General features: G+C 47.8%; 31 protein-coding genes, 4 tRNA genes and 1 pseudogene. 26 read left to right on the forward strand and 10 right to left on the reverse strand.

Annotation, left to right across the window (positions count from 1 at the left end):
- Positions 1-42: 42 nt before the first annotated feature.
- The 13 genes from fabD to AMJAP_RS08465 all read left to right on the forward strand — a co-directional run bounded on the left by fabD (position 43) and on the right by AMJAP_RS08465 (position 10977).
- Positions 43-975 (forward strand): ACP S-malonyltransferase, encoded by a 933-nt coding sequence (gene fabD / locus AMJAP_RS08405; RefSeq protein ID WP_019621820.1) that lies wholly within the window; start codon positions 43-45, stop codon positions 973-975.
- A 26-nt stretch (positions 976-1001) separates the two neighbouring features.
- Complete coding sequence (gene fabG / locus AMJAP_RS08410; protein WP_019621821.1) at positions 1002-1745, forward strand: 3-oxoacyl-ACP reductase FabG; 744 nt, start codon at positions 1002-1004, stop codon at positions 1743-1745.
- Between the two features lie 160 nt (positions 1746-1905).
- Entirely contained in the window at positions 1906-2139 is a 234-nt protein-coding gene (acpP, locus tag AMJAP_RS08415; protein WP_019621822.1) for an acyl carrier protein, read from the forward strand.
- 89 nt (positions 2140-2228) lie between these two features.
- Positions 2229-3467, forward strand: coding sequence for a beta-ketoacyl-ACP synthase II (gene fabF / locus AMJAP_RS08420; RefSeq protein ID WP_026340126.1), 1239 nt, complete (start codon positions 2229-2231; stop codon positions 3465-3467).
- A 36-nt stretch (positions 3468-3503) separates the two neighbouring features.
- On the forward strand, positions 3504-4361 hold the full coding sequence (pabC, locus tag AMJAP_RS08425; protein WP_019621824.1) for an aminodeoxychorismate lyase: 858 nt from the start codon (positions 3504-3506) through the stop codon (positions 4359-4361).
- Positions 4361-5392, forward strand: a complete 1032-nt coding sequence (mltG, locus tag AMJAP_RS08430) for an endolytic transglycosylase MltG (RefSeq protein WP_019621825.1) — start codon at positions 4361-4363, stop codon at positions 5390-5392. Before pabC ends, mltG begins: the two co-directional genes overlap by 1 nt.
- A 45-nt stretch (positions 5393-5437) precedes the next feature.
- Positions 5438-6082: a dTMP kinase gene (tmk, locus tag AMJAP_RS08435; protein WP_019621826.1), complete on the forward strand. Its 645-nt coding sequence runs from the start codon at positions 5438-5440 to the stop codon at positions 6080-6082.
- Positions 6075-7091: a DNA polymerase III subunit delta' gene (locus AMJAP_RS08440; protein ID WP_019621827.1), complete on the forward strand. Its 1017-nt coding sequence runs from the start codon at positions 6075-6077 to the stop codon at positions 7089-7091. Before tmk ends, AMJAP_RS08440 begins: the two co-directional genes overlap by 8 nt.
- 98 nt (positions 7092-7189) lie before the next feature.
- Positions 7190-7540, forward strand: coding sequence for a PilZ domain-containing protein (locus AMJAP_RS08445; protein ID WP_019621828.1), 351 nt, complete (start codon positions 7190-7192; stop codon positions 7538-7540).
- A gap of 16 nt (positions 7541-7556) precedes the next feature.
- Positions 7557-8339: a TatD family hydrolase gene (locus AMJAP_RS08450; protein WP_019621829.1), complete on the forward strand. Its 783-nt coding sequence runs from the start codon at positions 7557-7559 to the stop codon at positions 8337-8339.
- A gap of 2 nt (positions 8340-8341) precedes the next feature.
- Positions 8342-9238 (forward strand): radical SAM protein, encoded by an 897-nt coding sequence (locus AMJAP_RS08455; protein ID WP_040404380.1) that lies wholly within the window; start codon positions 8342-8344, stop codon positions 9236-9238.
- Between the two features lie 149 nt (positions 9239-9387).
- On the forward strand, positions 9388-10488 hold the full coding sequence (locus AMJAP_RS08460) for a malate dehydrogenase (protein WP_019621831.1): 1101 nt from the start codon (positions 9388-9390) through the stop codon (positions 10486-10488).
- An 84-nt stretch (positions 10489-10572) separates the two neighbouring features.
- The gene (locus AMJAP_RS08465) at positions 10573-10977 is read left to right on the forward strand and encodes a secondary thiamine-phosphate synthase enzyme YjbQ (RefSeq protein WP_019621832.1); all 405 of its coding nucleotides are present in this window, start codon (positions 10573-10575) and stop codon (positions 10975-10977) included.
- 18 nt (positions 10978-10995) lie between these two features.
- Here the strand turns inward: AMJAP_RS08465 and AMJAP_RS08470 are convergent, their stop codons facing one another.
- The 8 genes from AMJAP_RS08470 to AMJAP_RS08505 all read right to left on the reverse strand — a co-directional run bounded on the left by AMJAP_RS08470 (position 10996) and on the right by AMJAP_RS08505 (position 15477).
- Positions 10996-11544 carry a chemotaxis protein CheW gene (locus tag AMJAP_RS08470; protein WP_019621833.1) on the reverse strand — a complete coding sequence of 183 codons (549 nt, stop codon included), beginning with the start codon at positions 11542-11544 and terminating at the stop codon, positions 10996-10998.
- A gap of 3 nt (positions 11545-11547) precedes the next feature.
- Complete coding sequence (locus AMJAP_RS08475; RefSeq protein ID WP_019621834.1) at positions 11548-12333, reverse strand: hydroxypyruvate isomerase family protein; 786 nt, start codon at positions 12331-12333, stop codon at positions 11548-11550.
- Positions 12326-13264, reverse strand: coding sequence for an NAD(P)-dependent oxidoreductase (locus AMJAP_RS08480; RefSeq protein ID WP_019621835.1), 939 nt, complete (start codon positions 13262-13264; stop codon positions 12326-12328). The genes AMJAP_RS08475 and AMJAP_RS08480 overlap by 8 nt, the downstream gene beginning before the upstream one ends.
- Positions 13265-13276: 12 nt before the next feature.
- A complete protein-coding gene (locus AMJAP_RS08485) occupies positions 13277-13612 on the reverse strand; it encodes a TusE/DsrC/DsvC family sulfur relay protein (RefSeq protein ID WP_019621836.1) in 336 nt (111 codons plus the stop codon).
- Between the two features lies 1 nt (position 13613).
- Positions 13614-13907 (reverse strand): sulfurtransferase complex subunit TusB, encoded by a 294-nt coding sequence (gene tusB, locus AMJAP_RS08490; protein WP_019621837.1) that lies wholly within the window; start codon positions 13905-13907, stop codon positions 13614-13616.
- Between the two features lies 1 nt (position 13908).
- Entirely contained in the window at positions 13909-14277 is a 369-nt protein-coding gene (tusC, locus tag AMJAP_RS08495) for a sulfurtransferase complex subunit TusC (RefSeq protein WP_019621838.1), read from the reverse strand.
- Positions 14278-14279: 2 nt separating this feature from the next.
- A complete protein-coding gene (tusD, locus tag AMJAP_RS08500) occupies positions 14280-14672 on the reverse strand; it encodes a sulfurtransferase complex subunit TusD (protein WP_019621839.1) in 393 nt (130 codons plus the stop codon).
- Positions 14673-14796: 124 nt separating this feature from the next.
- Positions 14797-15477, reverse strand: a complete 681-nt coding sequence (locus AMJAP_RS08505; RefSeq protein ID WP_019621840.1) for a Bax inhibitor-1/YccA family protein — start codon at positions 15475-15477, stop codon at positions 14797-14799.
- Between the two features lie 200 nt (positions 15478-15677).
- Here AMJAP_RS08505 and AMJAP_RS08510 point away from each other — a divergent pair, with 200 nt between their 5' ends.
- The 4 genes from AMJAP_RS08510 (at position 15678) to AMJAP_RS08525 (ending at position 19562) form a co-directional block, all read left to right on the forward strand.
- Complete coding sequence (locus AMJAP_RS08510) at positions 15678-16445, forward strand: tRNA pseudouridine(65) synthase TruC (protein WP_019621841.1); 768 nt, start codon at positions 15678-15680, stop codon at positions 16443-16445.
- A gap of 34 nt (positions 16446-16479) precedes the next feature.
- Complete coding sequence (locus AMJAP_RS08515) at positions 16480-17457, forward strand: thioredoxin fold domain-containing protein (RefSeq protein ID WP_019621842.1); 978 nt, start codon at positions 16480-16482, stop codon at positions 17455-17457.
- Positions 17458-17558: 101 nt separating this feature from the next.
- Positions 17559-18317 carry a 5'-methylthioadenosine/S-adenosylhomocysteine nucleosidase gene (gene mtnN / locus AMJAP_RS08520; protein WP_019621843.1) on the forward strand — a complete coding sequence of 253 codons (759 nt, stop codon included), beginning with the start codon at positions 17559-17561 and terminating at the stop codon, positions 18315-18317.
- A 66-nt stretch (positions 18318-18383) separates the two neighbouring features.
- Complete coding sequence (locus AMJAP_RS08525; protein ID WP_019621844.1) at positions 18384-19562, forward strand: pyridoxal-phosphate-dependent aminotransferase family protein; 1179 nt, start codon at positions 18384-18386, stop codon at positions 19560-19562.
- A 64-nt stretch (positions 19563-19626) separates the two neighbouring features.
- Here the strand turns inward: AMJAP_RS08525 and AMJAP_RS08530 are convergent, their stop codons facing one another.
- Positions 19627-20157, reverse strand: a complete 531-nt coding sequence (locus AMJAP_RS08530; RefSeq protein WP_019621845.1) for a TlpA family protein disulfide reductase — start codon at positions 20155-20157, stop codon at positions 19627-19629.
- An 85-nt stretch (positions 20158-20242) separates the two neighbouring features.
- Here AMJAP_RS08530 and AMJAP_RS08535 point away from each other — a divergent pair.
- Positions 20243-21118, forward strand: a pseudogene (locus AMJAP_RS08535) (NAD(P)-dependent oxidoreductase); the annotation flags it as partial.
- Between the two features lie 175 nt (positions 21119-21293).
- Complete coding sequence (locus tag AMJAP_RS08540; protein WP_019621847.1) at positions 21294-21437, forward strand: hypothetical protein; 144 nt, start codon at positions 21294-21296, stop codon at positions 21435-21437.
- A 41-nt stretch (positions 21438-21478) separates the two neighbouring features.
- On the opposite strand, the gene AMJAP_RS08545 is transcribed toward AMJAP_RS08540, so the two are convergent.
- Positions 21479-22414: a DUF1853 family protein gene (locus AMJAP_RS08545; protein ID WP_169336956.1), complete on the reverse strand. Its 936-nt coding sequence runs from the start codon at positions 22412-22414 to the stop codon at positions 21479-21481.
- A 97-nt stretch (positions 22415-22511) separates the two neighbouring features.
- Here AMJAP_RS08545 and AMJAP_RS08550 point away from each other — a divergent pair, with 97 nt between their 5' ends.
- The 7 genes from AMJAP_RS08550 to AMJAP_RS08580 all read left to right on the forward strand — a co-directional run bounded on the left by AMJAP_RS08550 (position 22512) and on the right by AMJAP_RS08580 (position 25861).
- Entirely contained in the window at positions 22512-22826 is a 315-nt protein-coding gene (locus AMJAP_RS08550; RefSeq protein ID WP_019621849.1) for a hypothetical protein, read from the forward strand.
- Positions 22827-22851: 25 nt separating this feature from the next.
- Entirely contained in the window at positions 22852-24738 is a 1887-nt protein-coding gene (gene uvrC / locus AMJAP_RS08555; protein ID WP_019621850.1) for an excinuclease ABC subunit UvrC, read from the forward strand.
- Positions 24739-24791: 53 nt separating this feature from the next.
- On the forward strand, positions 24792-25340 hold the full coding sequence (gene pgsA, locus AMJAP_RS08560; protein WP_019621851.1) for a CDP-diacylglycerol--glycerol-3-phosphate 3-phosphatidyltransferase: 549 nt from the start codon (positions 24792-24794) through the stop codon (positions 25338-25340).
- 112 nt (positions 25341-25452) lie between these two features.
- Positions 25453-25528 (forward strand) — tRNA-Gly (locus AMJAP_RS08565).
- A 51-nt stretch (positions 25529-25579) separates the two neighbouring features.
- Positions 25580-25653: transfer RNA gene (locus tag AMJAP_RS08570), tRNA-Cys, on the forward strand.
- Positions 25654-25660: 7 nt separating this feature from the next.
- Positions 25661-25747 (forward strand) — tRNA-Leu (locus tag AMJAP_RS08575).
- A 38-nt stretch (positions 25748-25785) separates the two neighbouring features.
- Positions 25786-25861 (forward strand) — tRNA-Gly (locus AMJAP_RS08580).

Below are 25861 nucleotides of genomic sequence, written 5' to 3' on the forward strand. Positions count from 1 at the left end.
ATCTTTAAATTGTTATGCGCTTATCTGTAAATTGAGGTAACAATGTCACAACCCCTCGCGTTTGTTTTTCCTGGTCAGGGCTCTCAGCATCTTGGAATGTTGGCTGAGATAGCGGCCGAAAATCCTATTATTGAGAAGACCTTTGCTGAGGCTTCTGAGGTGCTGGGTTACGATCTTTGGGATCTGACCCAGAACGGTCCGGAAGCGGATCTGAATCAAACTGATCGCACGCAGCCTGCGCTCCTGACATCCGGTGTCGCTTTATGGCGCATGTGGCAGGAGAAGGGTGGCAAGCAGCCTGTTATGATGGCCGGTCACAGTCTGGGTGAATATACTGCGCTGGTGTGTGCCGGTGCTATCGACTTTAAAGACGCTGTTAATCTGGTAAAGCTACGTGGTGAGTTTATGCAGCAGGCTGTGCCTGCAGGCACGGGCGCTATGGCCGCTATCCTGGGATTGGCAGATGATGCGATTCAGGCGGCGTGTGATGCAGCAGCAGGTGATGAAGTCGTTTCTCCGGTTAATTTTAATTGTCCGGGGCAGGTTGTCATAGCAGGTAATAAAGCGGCCGTTGAGCGTGCTATTGAAGGCTGTAAGGCAGCGGGCGCGAAAAGGGCTATCCCTTTGCCGGTCAGTGTGCCTTCTCATTGCGTGTTAATGAAGCCGGCTGCAGAGCAAATGGCAATAGAGCTAAAAAACATTGAAGTAACGATGCCAGATGTTACAGTCATTCAAAACTTTACTGCTAAAGTGCCCGCTTCAGTGGATGAGTTGATTAATAACCTTCTGGCGCAGCTCTATAGTCCGGTTCTGTGGACGGACTCAGTGCAAAATATGATAGAGCAAGGGGTCGAAGCGACTGCTGAATGTGGCCCTGGTAAGGTGCTGTCTGGCTTGAATAAGAAGGTTCACCGTCCTTTAGTTGTTGCTGCAATTAACGATGTAGCAGGTCTTGAAAAAGCGCAGGGCGTTTAATCTCTGATATTAAGGAAACTGGAATTATGAGTATTGAAGGCAAGGTTGCGCTGGTTACAGGAGCAACTCGAGGTATCGGTAAGGCGATTGCGCTGGAGTTGGGGCGACAGGGTGCGATTGTAGTTGGAACTGCAACGAGTGATAACGGTGCCGCTTCAATTACAGAGTACCTGAAAAACGCTGACGTAAAAGGCGCTGGTTTCTGTCTGGATGTAGGCTCTAATGAGTCTGTTGATAGTGTATTGAAATCTGTTCAGGAGCAGTTTGGTGCGGTTGCTATCATCGTCAATAATGCAGGTATCACCCGCGATAATATCATGTTGCGCATGAAAGAAGATGAATGGGATTCTGTCATGAATACCAATCTTAAGTCGGTTTATCGTATGGCGAAAGGTTGTCTGCGCGGCATGACAAAAGCTCGTTGGGGTCGCATCATCAATGTTTCATCAGTTGTTGCTTCAATGGGTAATGCGGGTCAGGCAAACTACGCTGCTGCTAAATCGGGTATGGAAGGATTTAGTCGGGCACTGGCGCGTGAAGTTGCTTCACGAAATATCACGGTTAATTGTGTCGCGCCGGGGTTTATTGATACTGATATGACCAGCGGGTTGGCAGAAGAACACAAGGAAGTATTGCAGAAACAGATTCCGTTGGGCCGCTTAGGTCAGCCGGAAGAGATTGCTGCAGTTGTTGGTTTTTTGGCAAGTGAAGCCGGTGGATATGTCACCGGAGACACGATTCATGTCAATGGTGGCATGTATATGTCGTAAAGAATTCCCCTAGGGAATTGTTTTTTTTGCAAAAATGTTGATAATGAGCCGCAGCTCACTGGAGAAATGTCGCCGTCAGGCTTGATTCGGAGCGGCGGATTCTAATAAAATCCCTGTTCACATCTTAGGATGTGGATGTCGATAAAAAATAGGAAGAGTTATGAGCAACATCGAAGATCGCGTAAAGAAAATCATTGCAGAACAGCTGGGTGTTAAAGAAGAAGAAGTAACCATCGAAGCTTCTTTTGTTGAAGACCTGGGTGCAGACTCTCTGGATACTGTTGAGCTGGTTATGGCTCTGGAAGAGGAATTCGAAACTGAAATTCCTGATGAAGAAGCAGAGAAAATCACCACAGTTAAGCTGGCAATCGATTACATCAACGCACATCAGTAATCGACACAACCAGAATACCGAGAAGCCGCAACTATAGTAATATAGTGCGGCTTTTCTTTTATTAAGACCGGTAAACCAGGAGGAATTTGATGTCTCGCAGAAGAGTCGTTGTTACTGGAATGGGGATGCTGACCCCGGTAGGTAACACTGTCCAGGAGACATGGACCAATATTCTAAACGGTAAAAGTGGTGCAGCAGAAATCACCCACTTTGACGCCACACCGTTTGGCACCCGCTTTTCCGCCTCTGTTAAAGAGTACGATCTTAGCGCTTATATGAGCCCTAAAGATGCACGGAAAATGGATCTATTTATTCAGTACGGTATGGTCGCTGCTATTCAAGCAGTTGAAGATGCCGGGCTGGAAGTGACTGAAGAAAATGCACCCCGAATCGGGGTTGCCATTGGTTCAGGTATCGGCGGTTTGCCTATGATTGAGGCAACCCATGACACGCTGAACAAAAGCGGCCCGCGCAGAGTATCTCCGTTCTTTGTACCCGGCAGTATTATTAACATGATTTCCGGTAATCTGGCGATCAGGTATGGCTTTAAAGGCCCTAATATCGCCATTACCACTGCTTGTACTACCGGTACTCATAATATTGGCTTTGCTGCCCGGATGATCCAGAACAGTGATGCGGATGTGATGATTGCCGGTGGCGCTGAGATGGCAACTACGCCGCTGGGTGTGGGTGGCTTTTCTGCCGCACGTGCACTGTCTACGCGTAATGATGATCCTCAGGCCGCTAGTCGTCCCTGGGATCGTGACCGCGACGGCTTTGTACTGGGTGATGGTGCCGGAGTAATGGTGCTTGAAGAGTATGAAGCAGCAAAAGCTCGTGGCGCTACCATCTATGCTGAGCTGGTTGGCTTTGGTATGAGTGATGATGCTTTTCACATGACTTCACCGCCTGCCGATGGCGCTGGTGCAGCTATGTCGATGGCTAATGCGGTTAAAGATGCTGGATTGAATCCGGATCAGGTTAATTATATCAATGCCCATGGCACCTCAACGCCAGCGGGTGATATTGCTGAATCGAATGCGGCTAAACGAGTATTGGGTAATGCTGCAGCAGATGTCCGGATGAGCTCAACTAAGTCGATGATCGGTCACCTTTTAGGGGCTGCCGGTGCGGTTGAAGCGATCTTTTCTGTATTGGCAATCCGGGATCAGGTGGCTCCGCCAACGATCAACCTGGACAACCCCTCAGAAGGCTGTGATCTCAACTACGTTGCGCACACCGCTCAAGAGGCGGCTATCGAAGCTGCTGTGTCTAACTCTTTCGGATTCGGTGGTACTAACGGTACCCTGGTATTCCGCAAGCTTTGAGTATACGGGCGCGTTCTTCGCGCCCGTCCTTTCTATATGACATACAGCGTTCTGATTAATGGTCAGTCTGAACAGTCGGTACCGGTAACGGATCGGGGGCTGGCGTATGGTCATGGTTTATTTGAAACTATAGCGCTGAATCAAAGTACCCCAGTTGCATGGCAAGCCCATCTTGCGCGCCTTAGAACAGATGCTGAACGTCTCGCTATCTCTTTGTCTGCTGATATCGATCAATTGCTTGAGCAGGATCTGACCGAGCTCTTGCGCTTACAATCTGTCATTCTGGATCGCTCCGTACTGAAAATTACGATAACCCGGGGTTGTGGCGGTCGCGGGTATTCTGTTGATGATTCAGTCTCTATTAACAGAATAGTGCAGTTAAATCCTTTTCCTGATTATCCTGATAAGCCTTCTGAAAAAGGGATTAGCCTGAGGCTGTGTGCTACCCGGTTGGCTATTGCTCCTCAGTTGGCTGGTATCAAACACCTGAATCGTCTTGAGCAGGTGCTCGCGCGCGCTGAGTGGCAGTCTTCTGACTTTCGCGAAGGCGTAGTCCTGGATGCAGAGGGTTTTCTTGCTGAAGGGACCATGAGTAATCTTTTTTGGTGCAAAAACGGCACGTTGTATACGCCAGAACTGGATCGGTGTGGTGTTAATGGCATTGTCCGGCAGCGTATTATTGCTATTGCGGAAGAGCAGGGGATTAAGTTAAGTATCGGTCGTTATAAGCCTGATTGTCTTGTTTCTGCTGATGAGGTTATTGTCTGCAATAGTGTTATTGGCGTCTGGCCCGTTGTGAGTGCCGTTATGCATGAAAACAACAGACTTAGTTGGTCTATCGGTTCGATGACACGTAAGTTGCAGTCCATGCTGGCTGCTGAAGGAATATATTAGTGCGTAAAGTTGTAGTCTCTTTTGTTATCACGTTGGTTGTTGTTATCGCGGTTGCTTACGGTGGATGGCGTTCATTAGAGTCATATTTGGATACTCCACTGAAAATAGATCAATCGCATATTGTAATGGTTGAATCCGGTAGCAGTTTTGGTCGAATTGCGAATCGTTTGGCAGCAGAAGGAGTGTTGGAAAAGCCAGACTGGTTCTCATTTTTTATTCGATTAAAGAAAGTGGGCCATCTGCTTAAGGCGGGTGAATATGAAATCCTTCAGGGGGCAACGCCGAGATCTCTGGTTGCTCAGTTAATTGAAGGCAAGAGTTTGACTTATAAGTTCACTATTATTGAAGGCTCTACTTTCAAGCAATTACGAAGCTCTCTAAAAGCTAACTCTCAACTAAAACACACTCTGGATGATAAAACTGATGAGCAAGTGATGGCGCTTATTGGGCTTAAAGGAAAACATCCTGAAGGGATGTTCCTGGCAGACACTTATCAATTTCAGCGCGACGGAACTGATGTGGATCTGCTACGACGAGCTCATTCTCTGTTACAGTCAGAGCTGGATGATGCCTGGGCGAGCAAAGCAGAAAAGTTGCCTTATAAAGATTCATATGAAGCGTTGATCATGGCATCAATCGTTGAAAAGGAGACCGGGCTAAGTACAGAGCGGCCGACGATTGCCGGTGTATTTGTCCGTCGACTGAACAAAGGGATGCGGTTGCAGACCGATCCAACAGTGATCTATGGTATGGGGGATCGCTATAAGGGTAATATTCGCCGCGCTGATTTGCGACGGCCGACTGCTTACAATACTTATACAATTTCGGGCTTGCCTCCTACGCCTATAGCGTTGGTTGGTCGAGAGGCGATAAAGGCAGCACTGCATCCGGTAGAGGGTAGGTGGCTTTACTTTGTTGCTAAGGGCGATGGCAGTCATCAGTTTTCGGCCACGCTTCAGCAGCATAATAGAGCGGTTAAAGAATATCAGTTGAGACGTCGGAACGGTTACCGTTCCAGTCCTGACCAGTAGTGCTCCGATTAAGAATATAGGCTTGAATACGGCGAGTTTAATACGATGAGTTCTGGACGTTTTATCACACTGGAAGGTACCGAAGGCGTTGGTAAGTCAACCAATCTGCGGTTTATTGAGTCAGTATTACAGCAGCATCAAATTAACTATAAGCTGACTCGTGAGCCAGGTGGAACGCCTATGGCTGAAGAGGTTCGGGAGCTGTTGCTGGCTAACAGAAGCGAGCAGGTAGCTGATGATGCAGAATTGTTGCTCGTTTTTGCCGCCCGCGCCCAGCATCTTGAGCGGGTGATACGGCCAACGCTGGAAACAGGCAGCTGGGTCTTATGTGATCGTTTTACCGATGCCACTTTTGCTTATCAGGGAGGGGGGCGTGGGCTTAGTAAGGATATGATCGCTCAATTGGAGGCAGTGGTTCAACGGGGCTTGCAGCCTGACTTAACTATCTTGCTGGATCTGCCTGTAGAAATCGGCTTAGCCCGAGCGCGTGAGCGGGGTGAGCTGGACCGTTTTGAGAATGAGCGCCTGGGTTTCTTTGAGCGGGTAAGAGAGGCATATCTGGATCGGGCCAATGCCGATCCACAGCGGTTTGCTGTGATTGATGCCTCTGGCACGCTAGAGCAGGTACAACAGCAGATCTCCGAAGTGCTTGAGTGTTATCTGCAAAAGCAGGGAGCTGCCTGTGAGTGAGGATCTCTGGTTGAACCGACCACTCGTTTTGCCCTGGTTAAAAGACCGTTGGGAGCATCTGCTGGACCTTAAATCACGGAATCGCTTTCCCCATGCGCTTTTGATCAATGGTCCTGAGGGTATTGGCAAGGCCTGCTTTTCGCTGGCACTTGCTAATTATGTCCTCTGTCGAAACCCTCAGGACAGCAGTGCCTGCGGTAAGTGCCGTAGTTGCGAGCTCACAGCAAGTGGAAATCATCCAGATCTATACCAGCTGCATCCTGATGAGCCTGGCAAACCAATAAAAATTGATCAGATTCGTGAATTAACAGAGTTTATTTATTCGACCGCTCAGCAGGGTGGTTATCGGGTCGTGATTATCGATCCAGCCGATAGTATGAATATTAATGCGGCGAACGCATTACTTAAAATGCTTGAAGAACCAGGTGAAAATACATTGCTGATGCTGTTGAGTCATCGTCTGGGTCAGATGTTGCCAACCATTAAGAGTCGTTGTCAGCGAGTGGATATGCCGCCAGCTGACGCCGTTATCGCGACTAAGTGGGTCGCCACTCAGTTAGAGGTAGAGCCGGAAGAAGCGGCTCAACTACTGGTTATCACACATAATTCTCCGTTGCAGGCTCTGGCTTATAAACAGGACGACCTGCTTGGTCTGCGAGCCAAAGTATTAAAAGGACTGGCGGACATTCTTAAAAACAGAAGTAGCTCAGTTGAAGTTGCTCAGCAACTGTTTAAAGAAGATCTGGAGCTTATTCTGGGCTGGATATACAGCTGGATGGTCGACATCGCCCGATCATCGGAAAGTGAAGCGGATCCCGAGGTCTTGCGTCACAATGATGCCCGCAACATGCTGCTGGCTCTGGCACGTAAAGTGAGTAGTCGAAAACTTTATGCCTACGCAGACCTGGTGCAGGAAGCGCGCAGGGACCTGATGTTCCGCCGTAACCCTAATAAGCAGTTATTAATGGAAAAGGTATTGGGCGAATGGTATTCCTTACCTAAAGGATAACTAAGCGGTCGAACAGGATATACAGCAGCACAAAGCGATAGTAATATATAACCAGTCTTAATCTGGATGAAATTAGTACAAGGGAGGCTCTACAGCCTATGTCAGTTGTGCCACGCATGAGTCACGGGATTCTGTCCCTGGCAATTGAGACCAAGGAAGATCTCTATAAATCATACATGCCGTATGTTAAAAATGGCGGACTATTCATTCCTACTACCCGCACTTACCAGCTTGGTGAAGAAGTTTTTATGCTTCTGAGTCTGATCGAAGAAGATGACAAAATCCCGGTCACCGGTAAGGTTATCTGGGTAACGCCTCGTGCTGCTCAGGGTGGTCGCACGCCTGGTATCGGCATTCAGTTATCACAGGATGATGCTACGTTAGTTTCTAAGATAGAAACTTATGTTGCAGCTCAGCTGAATTCAGGTCGACGCACTAATACCATGTAATTCAGAGTTCCTTTCAATGTTTGTAGATTCTCACTGTCATCTGGACAGGCTAGACCTGTCTGCCCGAAATAATGAACTGACTTCCGTTATTGATGCTGCCGCTTCCCGAGATGTTTCTCGCATGCTCTGCGTGGCTATCGATATGGAGCAGTTGCCATATATGCTGCAAACCGTCAAACGTTTCGATAATGTCTATGCCTCCGTGGGCGTTCATCCTTTACATGTAGCGGATGGGATTCCTGAACGTGCCTTCTTATTGGAGTATGCAGCAGACCCTAAAGTTGTTGCATTGGGGGAGACCGGGCTCGATTACTTTTATTCTCAGGATACGGTTGAACTGCAAAAAGAGAGTTTTATCCGTCATCTTCAGGCTTCAGCTGATACTCGATTGCCGGTTATTGTTCACACCCGGGATGCCCGTGAGGATACTATAAGTATTCTGCGACAGCATGCCGATCCTGAAGTGGGTGGTGTTCTTCATTGTTTTACTGAAAACTGGGAAATGGCGCGACAAGCGATGGATCTGAACTATATGATCTCGTTCTCGGGCATTATCACATTTCGCAATGCTGAAGCGTTACGCGAGGTTGTTCGCCAGGTGCCGATAGAGAGTATTCTTATTGAGACCGATGCGCCTTATCTCACTCCGGTTCCTTTTCGTGGCAAGCCTAATGAGCCCCAGTATGTTGTTGAAGTGGCCCAGTGTGTTGCTGATATTAAAGGGCTGCGCATTGAGGAAGTGGCCGAGATAACGACTAATAATTTTGATCGGCTTTTCAATAAAGCGGCGGCTAAGTGAATATGATTTACCCACCTTTGGACTATATTGAACCGGTTTTCAGGCCTCCCAGCGAAGCTAATTCGCTGATTTTACAAATCACCAATGGCTGTAGCTGGAACCTGTGTACTTACTGCGATATGTACACTGACCCTCAGAAAAAGTTCAGGCCAAAGAGCGAATCTCAGATAGTCGAAGAAATTATCCGCTGCTCAGAGCAGTTGCAGGGGGTACGTAGAGTTTTTCTGGGGGATGGCGATGCAATGGTGCTTTCCTTTAAACGTTTGAAAAAAATTCTTGAAGCTATTCGTACTTATTTGCCAGATGTAACCCGGGTGTCAGCATATGCTTTGCCTTCTAACCTTAAGAATAAAAGTGCAGAAGAACTCGGTGTATTGCGTGCGCTGGGTCTGACGCTTATCTATGTCGGTGCAGAAAGCGGGGATGACGAAGTGCTGGGTTATATTAAGAAAGGTGAAACCTATCTCAGTACAAGAGATGCGCTGTTAAAAGCTAAAGAGGGGGGAATTCGAACCTCTGTCATGCTAATAAATGGCCTGGGTGGTGTACGTTTTAGTGAGCAGCATGCGCTTTCTTCAGCACGCCTCATTAACGAGGTGAAGCCTGATTTCCTGTCGACACTTGTTTTATTTTCCAGAAGTGGTCATCAACGCTTAATTGAAGGCTATGGTGGGGATTTTACGCTGCTGACTCAGCGTCAGCTGTTTCAGGAGATGGAACTTCTGTTATCTGAGCTCAAGCTCGATAAAACCATATTTCGCAGTGATCATGCCTCTAATTTTCTGGTATTAAAGGGGGTTCTGAACAAGGATCTCGAGATGATGCTCGGACAGCTCAGAACGGCTATCGATACGCCAGAACGTATTATCCTTCGGCAGGAATCCTACAGAGGTTTGTAGGTTTTCACTCCCTTCTCAATACTGTTGTCAGTACTAAAGCCTGAGCCTGATTCATCAATTTGAAGTAGTTACAATATAAAAACTATGCTTTATACTTTCGTATTAGCTTGGCTAATAAGAATATAAAAATAATGAATAGGTGATAGAGCATGAGAAGGCCAGTTCGAATAGCGGTTACAGGCGCTGCGGGTGCCATTAGTTATAGTTTATTGTTTAAAATTGCTGCCGGCGAGATGATGGGCAGGGACCAGCCGGTCATTCTTCAGCTGATTGAGTTACCTGATGCGATGGAGTCCCTGCGCGGAGTGGCGATGGAGCTGGAAGATTGTGCTTATCCATTGCTGCACACGATTACATTGCATGACAATGTAGAAGAAGGCTTCAGCAATTGTCATTTTGCGCTGCTGGTTGGTGCCCGTCCCCGTGGTCCGGGTATGGAGCGCAGTGATTTGATTGAAGTAAATGCAGAGATATTTGCTCGTCAGGGTAAGGCGCTTAATGATTTTGCCAACCGTGACGTCAAGGTTCTGGTTACCGGTAATCCGGCTAATACGAACGCTCTCATTGCCAGTCGAAATGCACCGGATCTCAGTCCCTCTCAGTTTACCTGTCTGACACGTTTAGATCATAACCGTGCCAGAGGTATGCTTGCCAGTCAGTGCGGTGTGACCGCTCGTGATATTCAGAATATTATCATCTGGGGTAATCACTCTCCGACTCAGTATCCCGATCTTCACCATGCCACGGTGTTTGGTGTGCCTGCAATGGGGCAGATTGATACGGCCTGGTATCGGGATCAGTTTATTCCCCGGGTGCAAGAGCGCGGTAGTGAGATTATTAAGGCGCGGGGCTTGTCCAGCGCGGCCTCAGCAGCGCAGGCGATTGTTGATCAGATGCATAACTGGAGCCAGGGTACTGATCCGGGTGAGATCGTCAGTATGGGTATTCTCAGTGATGGTAGCTACGGCATTCAAAAGGGCGTTTTCTTCTCTTTTCCTGTGCGCTGTAATTACGGACGCTATCAGATCGTACATGGTCTTGATATTAGCGACTTCAGCCGTAAACAGCTGACAGCGACAGAACTCGAGTTACTGGAAGAGAAGTCGGTCGTTGAGCACCTGCTACCGAAAGAAACAGAAGCCTCGCATATGAACCTGACAATCTGCCTGAAATCCGGTGTAACTCTGTATGCAGATGGCTCTGGGCCCAGTGCGGAAAGCAAGTTTATGAATAACAACCGGGTGCTTTAAGTAGAAATTTTAGTTTCTATACTGTAATTATAATGCCCCGTCGGAGATACTCTGGCGGGGCATTTTTATTGGAGGTAATTAGCAGTGGTTGAGCTCATCAGCGTTAAAACCCAGGGACAGGGGCTGTACGAGTTTACGGATCAGCTACGACAGTTGGTCGCGAAAAGTGGTGTGGAAGAAGGGCTTTGCTCACTGTTGATTCAGCACACCAGCGCCAGCCTGACGATACAAGAAAATGCAGATCCCAGTGCTCAGTATGATCTGGAGCGTTGGTTAAATCGCCTTGTGCCCGAAGGGGATTCCCTTTATACCCATGTATTTGAGGGTAAAGACGATATGCCTGCGCACATAAAGTCAGCCTTAACCGCTACGACGCTATCGATACCGGTGAAGAATGGGCTGATGCTATTGGGGGTTTGGCAGGGTGTTTTCTGTTGGGAGCACCGCCATAGCGATCAGCTACGACGGATAGCAGTAAATATTAGTTAAACAGGCTCGGTCTGATGCTTACTGTGCTTCAGCAATGTGTAGCTTCATTCCAGCCAGCATTTTTTCCAGATCCAGCAGGATGATCAGCTGCTCTTCACGATAGCATACACCCTGTACAAACTGATGTTGCGTATCTTCATGCATGACGCCCGGTGCCCGGTCTGTTTCGCTATCCGGGAGGTTGAGAACTTCATCCACGCCATCGACCAGGATTCCCAGTACTTCCTGATCGTCAAATTCAACAACCATAATACGTGTATTATGATCGATCTCTTTATCCTCAAGCTTGAAAAGAGTTCTGGAGCTGATGACCGTTACAACGCTGCCGCGCAGATTAATAATTCCCAGAATTCCGTCAGGCGCACCAGGGACTGGTGTTATGTCGGTAAAGCGAAGGACTTCTTTTACCTGCATTACATCGACAGCATAGAGTTCGTCAGCAATGGTGAAGGTCGCCCATTTACGATAAATTTCAGTGTCGGCATTCTTTTTGTTTAACTCATAGCTATCTGAGCTTAGCTCAGCCTGAATCTGCTGTAATTGCGCTGCTGCGTCTTCAAGACCCATAGATCACTCTCTTTCTGCTATCAGTTTTATCCAGCGTAAGCTCTCTGCAGTGCTGGTCGAAGGGTTATATTCTAGGCTAGTAACACCGGAGTATCCCATATCATCAATGGCTTGAAAAATATTGCCGAAGTTTAGCTCCCCAGTTTGGGGTTCATGTCTTCCAGGGACATCAGCGAACTGAATATGCCCAATTTTATCAAGGTTGTTTTGGAGGGTGTTTATCAGATTTCCTTCCATAATCTGCATATGATAAATGTCATACTGGAGCTGGATATTTGGGTGGTCAACTTTTCTGAAAAGATCGAAAGCCTGAGCGCTGCTGCTGAGGAAAAAACCGGGGATGTCCTGGGTGTTTATCGCTTCAGTTAATAGCTGAATATCGGCTTGAGCAAAGGCTTCTGCGCAGAACCTAAGATTATCGATGAAGGTGTTTTCAATAATCTCAAGGCTATAACTTTCTGGAGATATACCCGATAATATATTGATATTTGAACACTTTAGTTCTTTTGCATACGAGATTGCCTGAGTAATGCCCTGACGGAACTCTTCGATTCGATCGGGTTGGCAGGCAATGCCTCTATCGCCGGTTTGCCAGTTACCGGCAGGTGCGTTTAGTAATATCAGCTGCTGATTATTTTGTTGCAGGAGGCTGGCGATCTGCGGGGCCGGAAGCTCATAGGGAAACTGAATTTCTACTTTTTGGAACCCCTGCTCGGCTGCCAGACTAAAGCGTTCGGCGAGCGGAACCTCGGTAAATAGCATGCTTAGATTAACGGCAAAATCAGGCATCACTATCTACCTTTGATGTTTCCTGTTCAGAGTAGGGGGAGCGGGTTGGTTTGTCAGAGATTTTACGGTTGCCGTTGAGCATCTCCAGTTGAAGTAGCAGGCCGCTGTGATCAACATTCTCGAACCCTTTGCTGACCAAGTCCTGATATTGATTAAAAGTTTGCTGTGTCAGCGGCAAGCTAAGCTCTTGAGCCCGGGCAGTATCAAGAATAGTGCGTAGATCTTTTAACTGAACTCTGGAGGTCGCACCCGGATTAAACTCGCGGTCAATCATTCTCTGTCCATGTAGCTCCAGAATGCGACTGCTGGCAAAACCGCCCATTAGTGCTTCACGTACTGCAGCTGGGTCAGCTCCGCCCTCAGCTGCCAGTAGAAGCGCTTCAGCGACCGCGCCAATGGTAATGCCTACTATGGCCTGGTTAGCGCATTTAGCTAATTGGCCTGCGCCTGCAGGGCCAATATAGGTTGCTTTTCCTAAGGCGGTAAAAATAGGTAGGACAGTGTCAAAGACGGCTTTGTCTCCACCGGCCATAATGGAAAGCGTTGCTTGCTCGGCGCCAACGGTTCCTCCTGAAACGGGGGCATCAAGGTAGTTAATACTTAAGGCGAGGCAGGCATGGTGGTGTTGCTTAGCCAGTTCAGGGGGGATTGAGCTCATATCGATGAGCGTGCTGCCGTGCTTGAAGCTTATATCGGCAGTTGAATCAAATAAAACCCGGTCAACAATGGGGCCGTTTTCAAGCATCGTAATGATAATGTCTGCATCGGCAACCGCTTCAGCGGCGCTGAATGCAAGGGTTGCGCCGTGGCTGAGGAGCGCTTCAGCCTTGCTTTGCGTGCGATTCCAAACGGTAAGTTGATACCCGGCTTGTAGAAGGTTGATGGCCATCGGGCGCCCCATCAGGCCTATTCCCAGAAACGCGATCTGCATGATGCTTATCTCTTATAAACAGTTAGTCGGTTTAGGTAGCCCGGCAATTTTACTGGCCAGTTTGGCTGGGCTGCCTGGGAATAATGACATCAAATAGATGCTTTTTCCTTTCTCTGCTCCCAGTTCTGCAGCAACGGCTTTCACCAAGGGGCGCATGGCCGGTGACATTTCAAATGTGTGATAAAACTGTCGTAAAACATTCAGGATCTCCCAATGAGCCTCGGTAAGTTGAACGCCTTCCTGCGAGGCTATCTGTTCAGCGGCATCCTGGCTCCAGTCATTCATATTTCGTAGAAAGCCTTCAGAGTCCACTGCAACAGCCTGACCCTTTACCAAAATATCGCTCATGCTAAAACCAACTCAGTACTTTAGTGTATCGACAGCTGAGCGTTACAAAGCCATCGTAATCGATAATGCCAAAATCCGGGTTAAGGGCTTTCAACCCCCGTGCGGATGCGTCTTCCTCCAGTAAATAGCACTGAATTGATGCTGGCAGGCGGGTGAATAGTTCTGCATAGCCTGGCATAGCGGCATAAACGCCATTTTCGATTAGCAGCAGGGCATCGCCATCTGAGAGTGACGCCAGACAGTCTTTGAGTGCGCCGCTTTCTGTGGGGGTTTTGTTGATCGTGTGCAGGGTCATATTAAAAGCTCAGGACTTGATCGTGTTGTTTAATCAGGGCGGCAATTTCGCTCTGATTAAGCGGTTTTATGTTTAGCTCTATATCGTCCGGGCGCAAAGCTCGTCGCTCTAACGCGTCGCTACATACGTAAAGCTGGTCAATATCGTACATCTCCAGCATCGCCAGATTGGCTGATAAATTCTTTTGGCCGATGCCTGAAGGGTTGTGTGCCGGTAATAGTTGCAGCACAGCGTCGTCCATAAATAACAGGCTCAAGGGCTGTTCAAACACAGAGATGGTTAGCGCTACATCTAATGCATCACGGGCAGCGCTGCTGCCATAAGGTGCTTTACGATTAATAACCAGGAATGATTTCTTTGTCTCGCTCATTATCAAGCTCCAAACGTTACAACGCGATCAGAGACAATGCCCGCTTCAACAAGCTGCCCCAGCCCGGATAATACAAAAGGGGAGGTAAGATTGTGTCCGCTTTTTTCATAGCGGCTGGCTTCACTTTCATCAAGAACGCCGCGTCTAACCGCAGCAGCGATGCATACGACCAGATCAAGGTTATGAGCCTGAGATAAGGCTGCCCACTCAGTGGGAATATTGGTTTCGTCCTGAGGCGGCGCAGCCAGTTCAGAGCCGTTGTGTACCGCGTCAGCGTAGAAAAACACCCGGTGTATCTGGTGCTCGAGTTTTAACAGGCTTTTGCAGTAACGCAGGGCGCTATCCGCCGCTTGTGAGCTATAGGGTGCGCCGGTAACAACAATAGAAAAAATCATAGTATTCTGTTTTCAGTTAACTAAAAAAGCCCTGCAATCTTATCAGGATTGCAGGGCTTTGTATGGTCTTTTCAGTCTGTGAAGTGCTTAGATTAAGCTTTCACATTACCGTTATATCAAAGACTTAGTCGTCGTTCAGGAAGCCAACCAGGCTCAGCAAATGGATGAACAAGTTGAAGATGCTGGTGTAGAGGCTTACGGTTGCCATAATGTAGTTAGTGTAGGTGCCGTTGACGATGTTGCTAGTGTCATACACGATGAAGCCAGCCATTAACAAGACGACAGCTGCAGAAAAGGCCAGGTGCAGCGCAGGAATGTGAACGCCGAAGAAAGGCAGGACAAGTAATGCCACCATCGCAATCATTACAACCATCATGCCTGCAGCCAGGAAGCCGCCCATGAAGCTGAAGTCTTTTTTGCTAGTCAGTACATAGGCAGAGAGGCCCAGGAAAGTGGCTGCAGTCATACCCATGGCTGTCATAACGATCTGGCCGCCATTAGCCATAGCAAGATAGCTGTTTAGAATAGGCCCTAATGCAAAGCCAAACAGCCCGGTAAATGCAAACACCAGTGGCAGTGCTGCAGCGCTATTCTGTTTCTTAGCGATGACAAAGGACAGAATAAAGCCAACAATCAGAGCGCCGATAGCGATTAGCATCGGTGGATTGATAATCATGGAAATGCCAGCGGTAACCGCACTGAATACCAGCGTCATCGCAAGCAGCATATAGGTATTACGAATTACCTTGTTGGTCGACAGTACAGATTCCTCTGAACGGACGGTCATTGTATCGATATTACGCATCTTATCCCTCTGAAAATTAAGGCGTTAGGTGCCAGTTAAAATTTTAGTTACTCTATATATATAGGTTTTTATCAGGATTTCAACCATACAGGCTATAGGTGATAATAAGTATGACTCGATCTGGATAAAGAGGTTCATAGGATATTCTGATGATTTATTGGTAAGCTTTGCGGCTTGATCAATCCAGATAAGTTAAAACGATGTATTCCCTCAACATCCTTTTTGAAGATGAGCACTATTTTGCTATCGATAAGCCAGCCGGTTTGTTGGTTCACCCCAGCCCCATAGAGCGTAGAGCTACCAATGCGATCGCGCTGATTCGAGAGCAGATGGGTATTAAAGCCTATACCGTTCACCGGCTGGATCGTCCGACATCCGGGGTGCTGATATTTGCTAAATCCTCAGAGGCAGCGAATAAGCTTAATCTTTGCTTTGCAGAGCGGCGGGTGCAGAAAACCTATCTCTGTGTTTGTCGCGGATATACAGAAGCGGAGGGGGTGGTAGATCATCCCCTGAAGGAGATCGTTGATAAGGTCTCTGATAAGAGAACGACCCTTGATAAACCAGCAAAAGAAGCGGTAAGTGAATATCGTCGATTAGGCACCGTTGAACTGCCAATGCCTGTAGGTAATTACGCCACTGCGCGCTACTCCCTGGTCGAGGTTAAGCCGAAAACAGGTCGTCAACATCAGATTCGTCGCCATCTAAAGCACCTTTTTCATCCTCTAGTCGGTGATACCAAGCATGGTGATGGGAAGCATAATACGTTGTTCCGGAATAATTTTGGTTTGGAGCGGCTGCTATTGATGGCAACTCAGCTGGCGTTTATTCATCCTTTCACCGGTCAGTCGGTTGTTATTGAGGCGCCGGTTACCGGATGGGTCGATCAATTATTCTCAGAGTTTGGCTGGCAGGGGCTCTATCCTGCGCCTGAAAACTTGCAGGATACTGAATTACCGCCACACTAAAGGTAAATCTCCAGACTGACATAAAGGGATGGACATGCCTGTGTTTTCGCTCAGACGCTGTATATTACTTGTGCTCTTACTGTTGCAGACCGTTGTAGTCGTCGCTGAACATAAGATGATGAATCTGGAAAAGGGTGTGCAAATACCGCAACCGGATTGGTTTAAAGATAGCTTTCTTGATATTGGAGAAGATCTTGAAGAGGCGGCTGATGAAAAGCGTAACCTGGTGCTTTACTTTCACCAGGCAGGTTGTCCCTATTGCTATAACCTGATTACACAGGTGTTTACTCATCCTGATGTAAATACGCGGATGCAGGAGCGGTATGATCTGGTAGCGCTGGATCTCTGGGGTGACAGAACAGTTACGCTGCCCGACGGTAGTGAGCTGACAGAAAAAACATTTGCGGTAAGATTGAAGGTGCAATATACACCGACACTCATCTTTCTGGATAGCGATGGTTCGCCGCAATTAAGAATCGATGGTTACCGTCCTGTTGATCTGTTTTTGAACCAGCTGGCGCAAATGGAGGGCAAGGCTCCGGCACAGGCAAAAGACTTGCAGACAAGTACAATCTCTTCGCAGAAGCTGAATATTCCGTCAGGCAGGCCTATAGCGTTACGGTTCATCGGTGAGGGCTGTTCCCATTGTCTTGAATTTGAAACCGATATTCTGAAACGCACAGACACTCTTCAGCAGCTCGACAAATTTTCATATTTAACCATTGATCTCAAAGCTAACCCGATAGTCATATTACCGGATGGTAGCCAGGTAACTGCAAAATCATGGGCCGCTAACCTGGGCTTGTCCTATTTTCCAGCCTGGTTGTTACTGGATGCAAACGGAGAAGAGAAGCTGCGTATTGATGCTTATGTCCGAGCTTTTCATTTCAATAGTGCATTAGAGTATGTTTCAAGCGGAGCTTATTTACGTGAGCCAGAATTTCAACGGTTTATAAATGAGCGAGGGGATCGGCTGAGGGCGAAAGGGCTTAAGTTTGAAATTCTTGAATAATATTTAGCCGAATTGGCGCTTTTCTGCTTTAGGACTATTGTCCAGCGGTACAAATTGCGTATCCTTAGCCCTTTATATCTCTAGTGATGGAATCACCCTGAATGATCAACAACACCTCCTTTTCTGAGCGACTTAAGGCTCAGTCAAATCAGCTTAAAATCGGTATCATCGGCGCTATGGATGAAGAGGTCGAACTGCTGAAAGAAACTTTGGAGGGACGACAGGAGCATACTGTTGCCGGTTACAGTATCTACACCGGCTCTATGCATGGAATTGAGGTGGTGCTGCTTAAGTCAGGCATTGGTAAAGTAAATGCCGCGATTGGAACGACTTTGATGCTTCAAGAGTTTCAACCCACCTGTGTGATTAATACCGGCTCGGCTGGCGGCTTTTCTGAAGAACTGGAAGTGGGAGATGTTGTTATCTCGACTGAAGTTCGTCATCACGACGTAGATGTGACTATATTTGGCTATGAGCATGGCCAGCTCCCAGGGTTGCCAGCAGCCTTTACTCCGGATGGTTTTTTGGCAGACGTCGCGCAGCGGTGTATTGCGCGTATGGAGGGCATTAAAACCGTGCAAGGTTTAATCGCCACCGGTGATTCTTTTATGAACTGCCCTGAGCGGGTAGCCAAAACCCGCGAGAACTTCCCTGCAATGAAAGCGGTAGAGATGGAAGCTGCGGCGATTGCTCAGACCTGCCACCAGTTTGATATCCCGTTTATTGTAATACGGTCGTTGTCTGACATTGCTGGCAAAGAATCAAACCTTTCTTTTGAACAGTTCTTAGTGGTTGCGGCCAAACATTCTGCAGAGATGGTGATGGCGATTGTTCAGACTATTTCTGATGAAGCGGCTTAACGTAAGAAGAGTTAAGCCAGCTCACCTCCAATAACATTTTAAAATAACGATAAAGAGCAACGGAAAATGACAAAATCTTTCTATCCACCGCTGCGCACTCTGATGGGCCCAGGTCCTTCAGATGTTAGCCCTCGGGTCCTGGCTGCACTGTCCCGTCCAACGATTGGCCACCTCGATCCAGAGTTTATTCGCATGATGGATGAAGTTAAGGAGATGCTGCAGTACGCGTTTAAAACCAGTAGCCCTTTAACAATGCCGATCTCAGCGCCAGGCTCTGCTGGTATGGAAGCCTGCTTTGTTAATCTGGTTGAGCCAGGCGATAAAGTGATCGTCTGTCAGAACGGTGTTTTCGGTGGGCGGATGAAAGAAAATGTCGAGCGTTTTGGTGGCATCGCAATCATGGTGGAAGACGAGTGGGGTACTCCCGTAGACCCGGCCAAGGTTGAAGCCGCGTTTGCAGCCAATAGCGATGTTAAGTTACTGGCCTTTGTGCATGCGGAAACCTCGACAGGCGTTTTGTCTGATGCCAAAAGTCTGTGTCAGATCGCTCAGAATAACGGCGCTTTGACCATCGTTGATACGGTGACTTCGCTAGGGGGTTCTGAGCTGGATGTGGAAGGCTGGGGCATCGATGCAGTGTACTCCGGCACACAGAAGTGCTTGTCTTGCCCTCCTGGAATATCACCTGTCAGCTTCAGTCAGCGGGCTGTTGAAGTGATAGAGCAGCGTGAATCTAAAACACCCAGCTGGTTCCTCGATCAGAAATTAGTCATGGGTTACTGGGGCGGGGGTGCTAAACGCGCTTATCATCACACGGCGCCGGTGAACTCTCTTTACGCATTCCATGAGTCGTTGGTGATGTTAGAAGAGGAAGGTTTGGAAAATGCCTGGGCACGTCATCAATTCCACCACAGCGCTTTGCGTGCAGGCCTGGAAGCGATGGGTATTGGCTTTCTGGTAGAAGAGGCCTATCGTTTGCCGCAGCTTAACTCAGTGTTCGTACCTGAAGGCGTTGATGAAGCTGAAGTGCGAAGTAAGCTATTGGCTAACTACAATCTGGAAATCGGCGCGGGTTTAGGCGCCTTAGCGGGTAAGGTTTGGCGTATCGGTCTGATGGGCTCAGCCTGTAATAAGCAGAATGTACTGCTGTGCCTGAGTGCGTTGGAAAACACACTGTCGGCAATGGGTGCGAACATCACCAAAGACCGGGCGATAGCGGCGGCAGAAGCGGTTTATTCAAGCTAATCGCTAGCTAATTGTCAGAAAAAAGGGCTATTGGATAGCCCTTTTTTTGCGCCTTTTATTAACGCTATTCTTTAGGTTGATCAATCAGCGCCTGCAAGGCCTTTACGTTATCGGGGTGATCCCATTCGCGGGAGCCGACAATTGTTTCGATCAGCTGTCCTTTCGTATCTAAAAGAAAACTGGAAGGCATGCCCTGGATTTTCAGATCAGCAAAGGCACGGCCCATGTCATCAAGGTAAACGGGGAGCTCGAATTCAAAACTTTGTTCCATCAGAAAGCTTTCTACCGTGGTCGCACTCTGGCCCATATTGATAGCAATTATTTGAAATTTCTCTGGATCAAATTGCTGTTGTAAGTGCTGCATCGAGGGCATCTCTTTTATGCAGGGTGGGCACCAGGTAGCCCAGAAATTAACCAGAACTACGCCGCCTTTATAGGTGTTTAGATCGGCGCTACTGCCTTCTATATCAGTCACTTGAAGCTTGTCATAAAAACTGTCTGATGCAGACGCTGTGTTTACTAAAGCGCATAAAATAATTAATAGCGTTGCGGTGCAGAATTGTTGCATGCTTTTTTGAAATGTTTTTAATGGCATCACAGGGCCCTGAAAAATAGTGGTGTTTCTAGACTATTCATAGCATAGAATACTCTGATGATAACAACAGTCAGCCTCTGGGTGGAGTAGGAAACGTATGAAAGTTGCATTTATCGGTCTGGGCGTGATGGGCTATCCGATGGCAGGTCACCTGGCGCAAGCCGGACACGAAGTCACCGTTTATAACCGAACAGCGGCGAAAGCAGAGCAGTGGTGTCAGGCTTACAAAGGCAACAGTGCTGTAACGCCAGCCGAAGCTGCCCGTGATGCAGAGATCATCTTTACCTGTGTTGGTAATGACGATGATCTTCGTCAGGTCGTGACTGGCGCACAGGGTGTTTTCAGTTCTATGGCATCAACTGCAGTGTTGGTTGATCACACTACGGCTTCAGCAAAAGTGGCCCGTGAACTGGCAGAGGCTGCTTCTGATCAGGGTTTTGGTTTTCTTGATGCCCCGGTTTCCGGTGGTCAGGCAGGCGCTGAGAATGGTGTGCTGAGTATTATGATCGGTGGTGAAGCGTCAACTTATGAACTTGTGGCCCCGGTAATTGATTGTTATGCAAAATCGGCAAAACTACTGGGGCCAGCCGGTAGTGGTCAGCTGGCTAAAATGGTTAATCAGATCTGCATCGCTGGTTTGGTACAAGGTCTTGCGGAAGGGGTGCATTTTGCCAAGCAGGCGGGTTTGGATGCTTCAGCGGTGTTTGATGTCATTCAGCATGGTGCGGCAGGCTCCTGGCAGATGGTTAACCGTCATCAAACGATGATAGAGGACGAGTTTGATTTTGGTTTTGCTGTCGACTGGATGCGCAAGGATCTGAATATCACTCTTGATGAGGCGCGCACTAATGGCGCTCAGTTACCTGTGACAGCGCTGGTTGATCAGTTTTATGCAGAGGTACAGAAGTTAGGAGGAAATCGCTGGGATACCTCCAGTTTAGTTAAGCGCCTGGAACAATAAGCACAGAATTAAGCACGCAATGGTGAGTTCCCCTTTGCGTGAAATTTTTTAATACGCCTTTAGGGCTATTGTGCCTGAGGGCGAATACTCTATAATCGCGCCTTATAACTAATTATGATAAAAACCACATATAACATCCGTATTTATAATTACGGAGACGAGTGAGGATAGTTCTATGGCCGATAAGTATACAATGATCTCTTTTGCGCCAAGCGTAGCGCTTGTTGGGATAATGGTAGTAGGTAGCTTTGTTGCAATCCATTACCTGCGTAAGTGCATTGCAAAAGATGCTGCTAAAGCTTCTCAAAGCGCAAAATAAGTTTGATCAGATTTAAAAAGCAGCCTTTATGGCTGCTTTTTTTATGTCTGTAGGTTCCAGTTATCCTGAACGATAAAGCCCCGATCGGCTTCCAGCCATAATCGCTTAAGCTCATCATACTCCAACCGGGCAACCAGCAAAGGAGTCGTAATACTTGCGGTAGTATTGGCCAATTCAGTAAAAGAGATGGTTTCCTGGAAGTTACACTGGGCCAGAGCCAGCCAGCGGGGCTTCATCAGAACCACATAACGGCTGGTTTGGTTAAGTGACTCAACAGCATTGTCACGAATCCACCATCCTCGCAGATGGTGTGGGCTGACAGGTGAGGGGGCCTGAAAATCTTGCCATTGTTGGTGTGGGTAAAAAAGATAACCGCGTAATAAGATTGAACGCTCATCAGGCAGCAGGTCCAGTGCGATAGCCTGGTCTTTGCCGGCTGCTGTATTTGATAGATTGATTTGATGAGTGGTTAAACGCTGCCATTTACGGTCCAGGCGATCTGAGCAATTGGGGCCGATAAAGTCTTCAAGTCGGCAGTTGTCCGGGGCTTCAGATGTACATAAATAGTATTTAACAGCGGTTTCCAGATGGATTTTTTTACCATCCATTAGTGCCAACAGAAAATCGTATTCGCCAACGGTTGTCTTGTCTCTGGATACTTGTATATTGCTTTTTATATCAGAAGGTTGGATGAATAACTTAAGGTATAGCCTCACTAAATCTTCAAAATAATACCCCAGTCTGAAGCGTGCTTGTTGGCGTAGTTTATTGAGTAATTGTTCGGGGTTCTGATCGAGGAACTCAAGCTGCTCTTCGATCTCAGGTGTATCAAGCAGCCAGTCCACAGATAGACTGCTGGGCAGCTCCATAAGGGAGGGGCTGTATAAGAGCCAAAACAGATCGCGAACGATCTCTTGTTGATAAATGGTGCCTGCATCCAGAGGATTGTCAGAGCAAAGTTCAGACTGTCTACTCATACCATTCTGCGCATAAAGCATAGGTTCACATTGCTGCCAAAAGCTCATACAGTAATACAATATTTGTAACTTTACTCCACTTTTACCGGGATGTCTCATGGCTTCAAAAAATCGCGTAACAGAATACAAAGTGCCATTAAGTGAGCAAGACCGTCATCCTATGATGGGTGAATCGGATATTAATACTATTTTGCTCAACGGCGCGCAGATCGCTTTAACCAAATTGAAACGGGCGCAGAGCTTTAATGCGCGGTTGTATTATTATGCAGAAATTAGTGTCTTTTTAGAGGTTAGCCTGTCCCGTGGTGCAGGAATCTCAGATAGCACCAGGAAGCAGCTGGAAGTCATTCATAAAGAGGCTACACATATCCATATGGATGCGAATAAGTTATTGAATATCCTTGAGGTCTAGAACAGCGCGCAGTTAGAATAGCCCGATGAATGAGACCCCAGACAACGACTCCCTGACTGAACTGCATAAACAAGATGCACCAGGCTCCTTAGCTGTATTTGATAGCAAGGGGTTCCTCTCCCGATTAACCCGCAGGCCGGGTATCTATCAGATGTTCAATGCTAAAGGAGAGATTCTTTATGTCGGCAAAGCTAAAAATCTAAAGAACCGGGTCAGCAGTTATTTCCGGGGTACCGGGTTGAACACTAAGACCCTGGCTCTGGTGAGCCGGATTGCCGATATACAAGTAACGGTGACTAATAGCGAAACTGAAGCGCTGTTATTAGAACAAAATCTGATTAAAACGAATCGTCCACCCTACAATATTCTTCTAAGGGATGATAAATCCTACCCTTATATCTTCGTATCGACCGGGCAGGAATATCCTGCAGTACGGTTTCATCGGGGAGCCAAACGACAGAAGGGGCGTTATTTTGGTCCGTTTCCCAGCAGTGGTGCGGTACGCGATAGCCTCGCTATTATGCAGAAGGTGTTTCGTATTCGGCAGTGCGAAGAGAGTTTCTTCAAAAACCGGTCTCGCCCCTGTCTGCAATATCAGATAAAGCGATGCAGTGCCCCTTGTGTGGGGATTCCCAGCCCTGAGGTGTATCAAACCGATATACGCCACGCCATGATGTTCCTTGAAGGAAAGAACAGTACCATCATGACGGAGCTGGCCGAGCAGATGGAAAGCGCTTCAATGTCCCTTAATTTTGAAGATGCGGCCATTTATAGAGATCAGATTTCCAGCTTACAGCAGGTCCAGGAACAGCAGCATATCAGTGGCGCCAGTGGTGATGCAGATGTGATTGGCTGTGCTCATCAGTCCGGTGCAGTGTGTATACATATGTTATTTGTCCGGGGAGGGCGCGTTATTGGTAGTAAAGTCTATCATCCGCGGTTTGGTATCGAAGAAACAACCCCTGAGTTGCTCTCTGCATTTATCGCGCAGTGGTATCTGGGTAGCGGCCGGGAAATACCTCCGGTCCTGATTACTGTCGAAGAAACGGCTGATCGTGAAGTCCTGGAAGAGGCGTTGGCAGAGCGGAGTGGGCGTAAGGTTGTATTGGTCAACCGGGTGCGTTCTGACAAAGCGGGATGGCAAAAGCTGGCACAAACCAATGCAGAGCAGAATCTGCAAAGCCATCTGGCCAGCAAGCAGAATACTTATAACCGTTACCTGGCGCTTCAGGGTGCCTTACAGTTGGATACCGTGCCTCAGCGGATGGAATGCTTTGATATCAGTCATAGTTCGGGTGAGGCTACCGTAGCGTCCTGCGTGGTTTTTGATCGTAATGGCCCGTTAAAATCGGACTACCGGCACTTTAATATTGAAGATATAACTGGCGGCGATGATTACGCTGCAATGCATCAGGCGCTTAGTCGCCGCTATACGCGTCTTAAAAAAGGAGAGGGTAAGCTGCCTGATATTCTTCTGATTGATGGCGGTAAAGGGCAGGTGACTCAGGCGGTTGAAGTGCTGTCAGAGCTACAGATTAATGAAGTGCTTATTATCGGTGTAGCTAAAGGCAGCGATCGTAAAGCGGGCCTTGAGACCTTAATTATCGGCGATACCGGCACGGAAGTTGTTTTACGTTCTGACTCTCCAGCGCTTCATCTGATACAGTATATTCGTGATGAGGCTCATCGATTTGCCATTACCGGTCATCGAGCCCGGCGAGGCAAGGCCCGGCGTAAGTCATCACTTGAGGGAATTCCCGGAGTGGGTCCAAAGCGGCGCAGAGAGTTGCTTAAACATTTTGGCAGTGTGCAGTCTATTGAGACGGCAAGTGTTGAAGAAATTGGAAAAGTCTCTACTATAAGCCGCAAAATTGCAGAAGATATATATGCTACTCTGCATCCGGACCCATAACTGCAGCAATGAGGCTGTTAATTGTCCCGTTGTCACAGGAAAATTGTACGTCGATGAAAATACCTAACATTCTGACTCTACTGCGTATCTTCTTGATTCCTGTATGTGTTGTTGTTTATTACCTTCCTTATGCCTGGGGGCCTATGGCCGCTGCCGCAGTGTTTGCATTTGCAGCAGTGACAGACTGGTTTGATGGTTACCTGGCGCGTAAGCTCGATCAGGCTTCACCTTTTGGGGCCTTTCTGGACCCGGTTGCTGATAAGTTACTGGTGGCGACAGCGTTGGTAATGCTGATTGATACCTACTCTGTTTTTTGGATAACGATACCCGCAGGCGTCATTATTGGTCGTGAGATTGTTATTTCAGCGCTTCGCGAATGGATGGCTGAATTGGGAAAGCGGGCTAATATAGCTGTTTCGTACATTGGCAAGCTTAAGACAGCGCTGCAGATGCTATCGATCTTTATTATGCTGGGTGCTGTGCCTTATACGGTTGTTTCCTGGGTTGGCATTGGAGCGCTGTACCTCGCATCAGTTCTGACGCTCTGGTCGATGTATGTCTATCTGAAAGCGGCCTGGCCAGACCTGACTGACGATATTTGATTAATCGTTATACAGATCTAACTTATTAATCTGATTGCACTTTTTTCCTGCGGAAAAGTTGTTGACATAAAAGGTGAGCTGTCTATAATACGCACCACTTCTTACGAAGTAGGCGGAATTAGCTCAGTTGGTAGAGCGGAACCTTGCCAAGGTTCAGGTCGTCGGTTCGAGCCCGATATTCCGCTCCAATAGTTTTATTATTTGATATTAAAACTAATTCGTAAGTAAGTTGTTCTTTAGGCGCGGTGGCAGAGTGGTCATGCAGCGGACTGCAACTCCGTGAACGCCGGTTCGATTCCGACCCGCGCCTCCATATTTCTGCCCGGATGATGGAATCGGTAGACATAGGAGACTTAAAATCTCCCGAAGGAAACTTCGTGCCGGTTCAAGTCCGGCTCCGGGCACCATTTATAGATAATCATCTATACTCTGTAAGACAAACAAAGCGGAATTAGCTCAGTTGGTAGAGCGGAACCTTGCCAAGGTTCAGGTCGTCGGTTCGAGCCCGATATTCCGCTCCA

Source organism: Amphritea japonica ATCC BAA-1530 (assembly GCF_016592435.1).
In the GTDB taxonomy this organism is placed as follows: Bacteria; Pseudomonadota; Gammaproteobacteria; order Pseudomonadales; family Balneatricaceae; genus Amphritea; species Amphritea japonica.

What these genes read in the sequence shown, in the direction of transcription:
- fabD (WP_019621820.1), top strand. Translation starts at nt 43, where the DNA reads ATGTCACAACCCCTCGCGTTTGTTTTTCCTGGTCAGGGCTCTCAGCAT.
- fabG (WP_019621821.1), top strand. Translation starts at nt 1,002, where the DNA reads ATGAGTATTGAAGGCAAGGTTGCGCTGGTTACAGGAGCAACTCGAGGT.
- acpP (WP_019621822.1), top strand. Translation starts at nt 1,906, where the DNA reads ATGAGCAACATCGAAGATCGCGTAAAGAAAATCATTGCAGAACAGCTG.
- fabF (WP_026340126.1), top strand. Translation starts at nt 2,229, where the DNA reads ATGTCTCGCAGAAGAGTCGTTGTTACTGGAATGGGGATGCTGACCCCG.
- pabC (WP_019621824.1), top strand. Translation starts at nt 3,504, where the DNA reads ATGACATACAGCGTTCTGATTAATGGTCAGTCTGAACAGTCGGTACCG.
- tmk (WP_019621826.1), top strand. Translation starts at nt 5,438, where the DNA reads ATGAGTTCTGGACGTTTTATCACACTGGAAGGTACCGAAGGCGTTGGT.
- AMJAP_RS08445 (WP_019621828.1), top strand. Translation starts at nt 7,190, where the DNA reads ATGTCAGTTGTGCCACGCATGAGTCACGGGATTCTGTCCCTGGCAATT.
- AMJAP_RS08450 (WP_019621829.1), top strand. Translation starts at nt 7,557, where the DNA reads ATGTTTGTAGATTCTCACTGTCATCTGGACAGGCTAGACCTGTCTGCC.
- AMJAP_RS08455 (WP_040404380.1), top strand. Translation starts at nt 8,342, where the DNA reads ATGATTTACCCACCTTTGGACTATATTGAACCGGTTTTCAGGCCTCCC.
- AMJAP_RS08460 (WP_019621831.1), top strand. Translation starts at nt 9,388, where the DNA reads ATGAGAAGGCCAGTTCGAATAGCGGTTACAGGCGCTGCGGGTGCCATT.
- AMJAP_RS08470 (WP_019621833.1), bottom strand. Translation starts at nt 11,544, where the DNA reads ATGGGTCTTGAAGACGCAGCAGCGCAATTACAGCAGATTCAGGCTGAG.
- AMJAP_RS08475 (WP_019621834.1), bottom strand. Translation starts at nt 12,333, where the DNA reads ATGCCTGATTTTGCCGTTAATCTAAGCATGCTATTTACCGAGGTTCCG.
- AMJAP_RS08480 (WP_019621835.1), bottom strand. Translation starts at nt 13,264, where the DNA reads ATGCAGATCGCGTTTCTGGGAATAGGCCTGATGGGGCGCCCGATGGCC.
- AMJAP_RS08485 (WP_019621836.1), bottom strand. Translation starts at nt 13,612, where the DNA reads ATGAGCGATATTTTGGTAAAGGGTCAGGCTGTTGCAGTGGACTCTGAA.
- tusB (WP_019621837.1), bottom strand. Translation starts at nt 13,907, where the DNA reads ATGACCCTGCACACGATCAACAAAACCCCCACAGAAAGCGGCGCACTC.
- tusC (WP_019621838.1), bottom strand. Translation starts at nt 14,277, where the DNA reads ATGAGCGAGACAAAGAAATCATTCCTGGTTATTAATCGTAAAGCACCT.
- tusD (WP_019621839.1), bottom strand. Translation starts at nt 14,672, where the DNA reads ATGATTTTTTCTATTGTTGTTACCGGCGCACCCTATAGCTCACAAGCG.
- AMJAP_RS08505 (WP_019621840.1), bottom strand. Translation starts at nt 15,477, where the DNA reads ATGCGTAATATCGATACAATGACCGTCCGTTCAGAGGAATCTGTACTG.
- AMJAP_RS08510 (WP_019621841.1), top strand. Translation starts at nt 15,678, where the DNA reads ATGTATTCCCTCAACATCCTTTTTGAAGATGAGCACTATTTTGCTATC.
- AMJAP_RS08515 (WP_019621842.1), top strand. Translation starts at nt 16,480, where the DNA reads ATGCCTGTGTTTTCGCTCAGACGCTGTATATTACTTGTGCTCTTACTG.
- mtnN (WP_019621843.1), top strand. Translation starts at nt 17,559, where the DNA reads ATGATCAACAACACCTCCTTTTCTGAGCGACTTAAGGCTCAGTCAAAT.
- AMJAP_RS08525 (WP_019621844.1), top strand. Translation starts at nt 18,384, where the DNA reads ATGACAAAATCTTTCTATCCACCGCTGCGCACTCTGATGGGCCCAGGT.
- AMJAP_RS08530 (WP_019621845.1), bottom strand. Translation starts at nt 20,157, where the DNA reads ATGCCATTAAAAACATTTCAAAAAAGCATGCAACAATTCTGCACCGCA.
- AMJAP_RS08540 (WP_019621847.1), top strand. Translation starts at nt 21,294, where the DNA reads ATGGCCGATAAGTATACAATGATCTCTTTTGCGCCAAGCGTAGCGCTT.
- AMJAP_RS08545 (WP_169336956.1), bottom strand. Translation starts at nt 22,414, where the DNA reads ATGAGTAGACAGTCTGAACTTTGCTCTGACAATCCTCTGGATGCAGGC.
- AMJAP_RS08550 (WP_019621849.1), top strand. Translation starts at nt 22,512, where the DNA reads ATGGCTTCAAAAAATCGCGTAACAGAATACAAAGTGCCATTAAGTGAG.
- uvrC (WP_019621850.1), top strand. Translation starts at nt 22,852, where the DNA reads ATGAATGAGACCCCAGACAACGACTCCCTGACTGAACTGCATAAACAA.
- pgsA (WP_019621851.1), top strand. Translation starts at nt 24,792, where the DNA reads ATGAAAATACCTAACATTCTGACTCTACTGCGTATCTTCTTGATTCCT.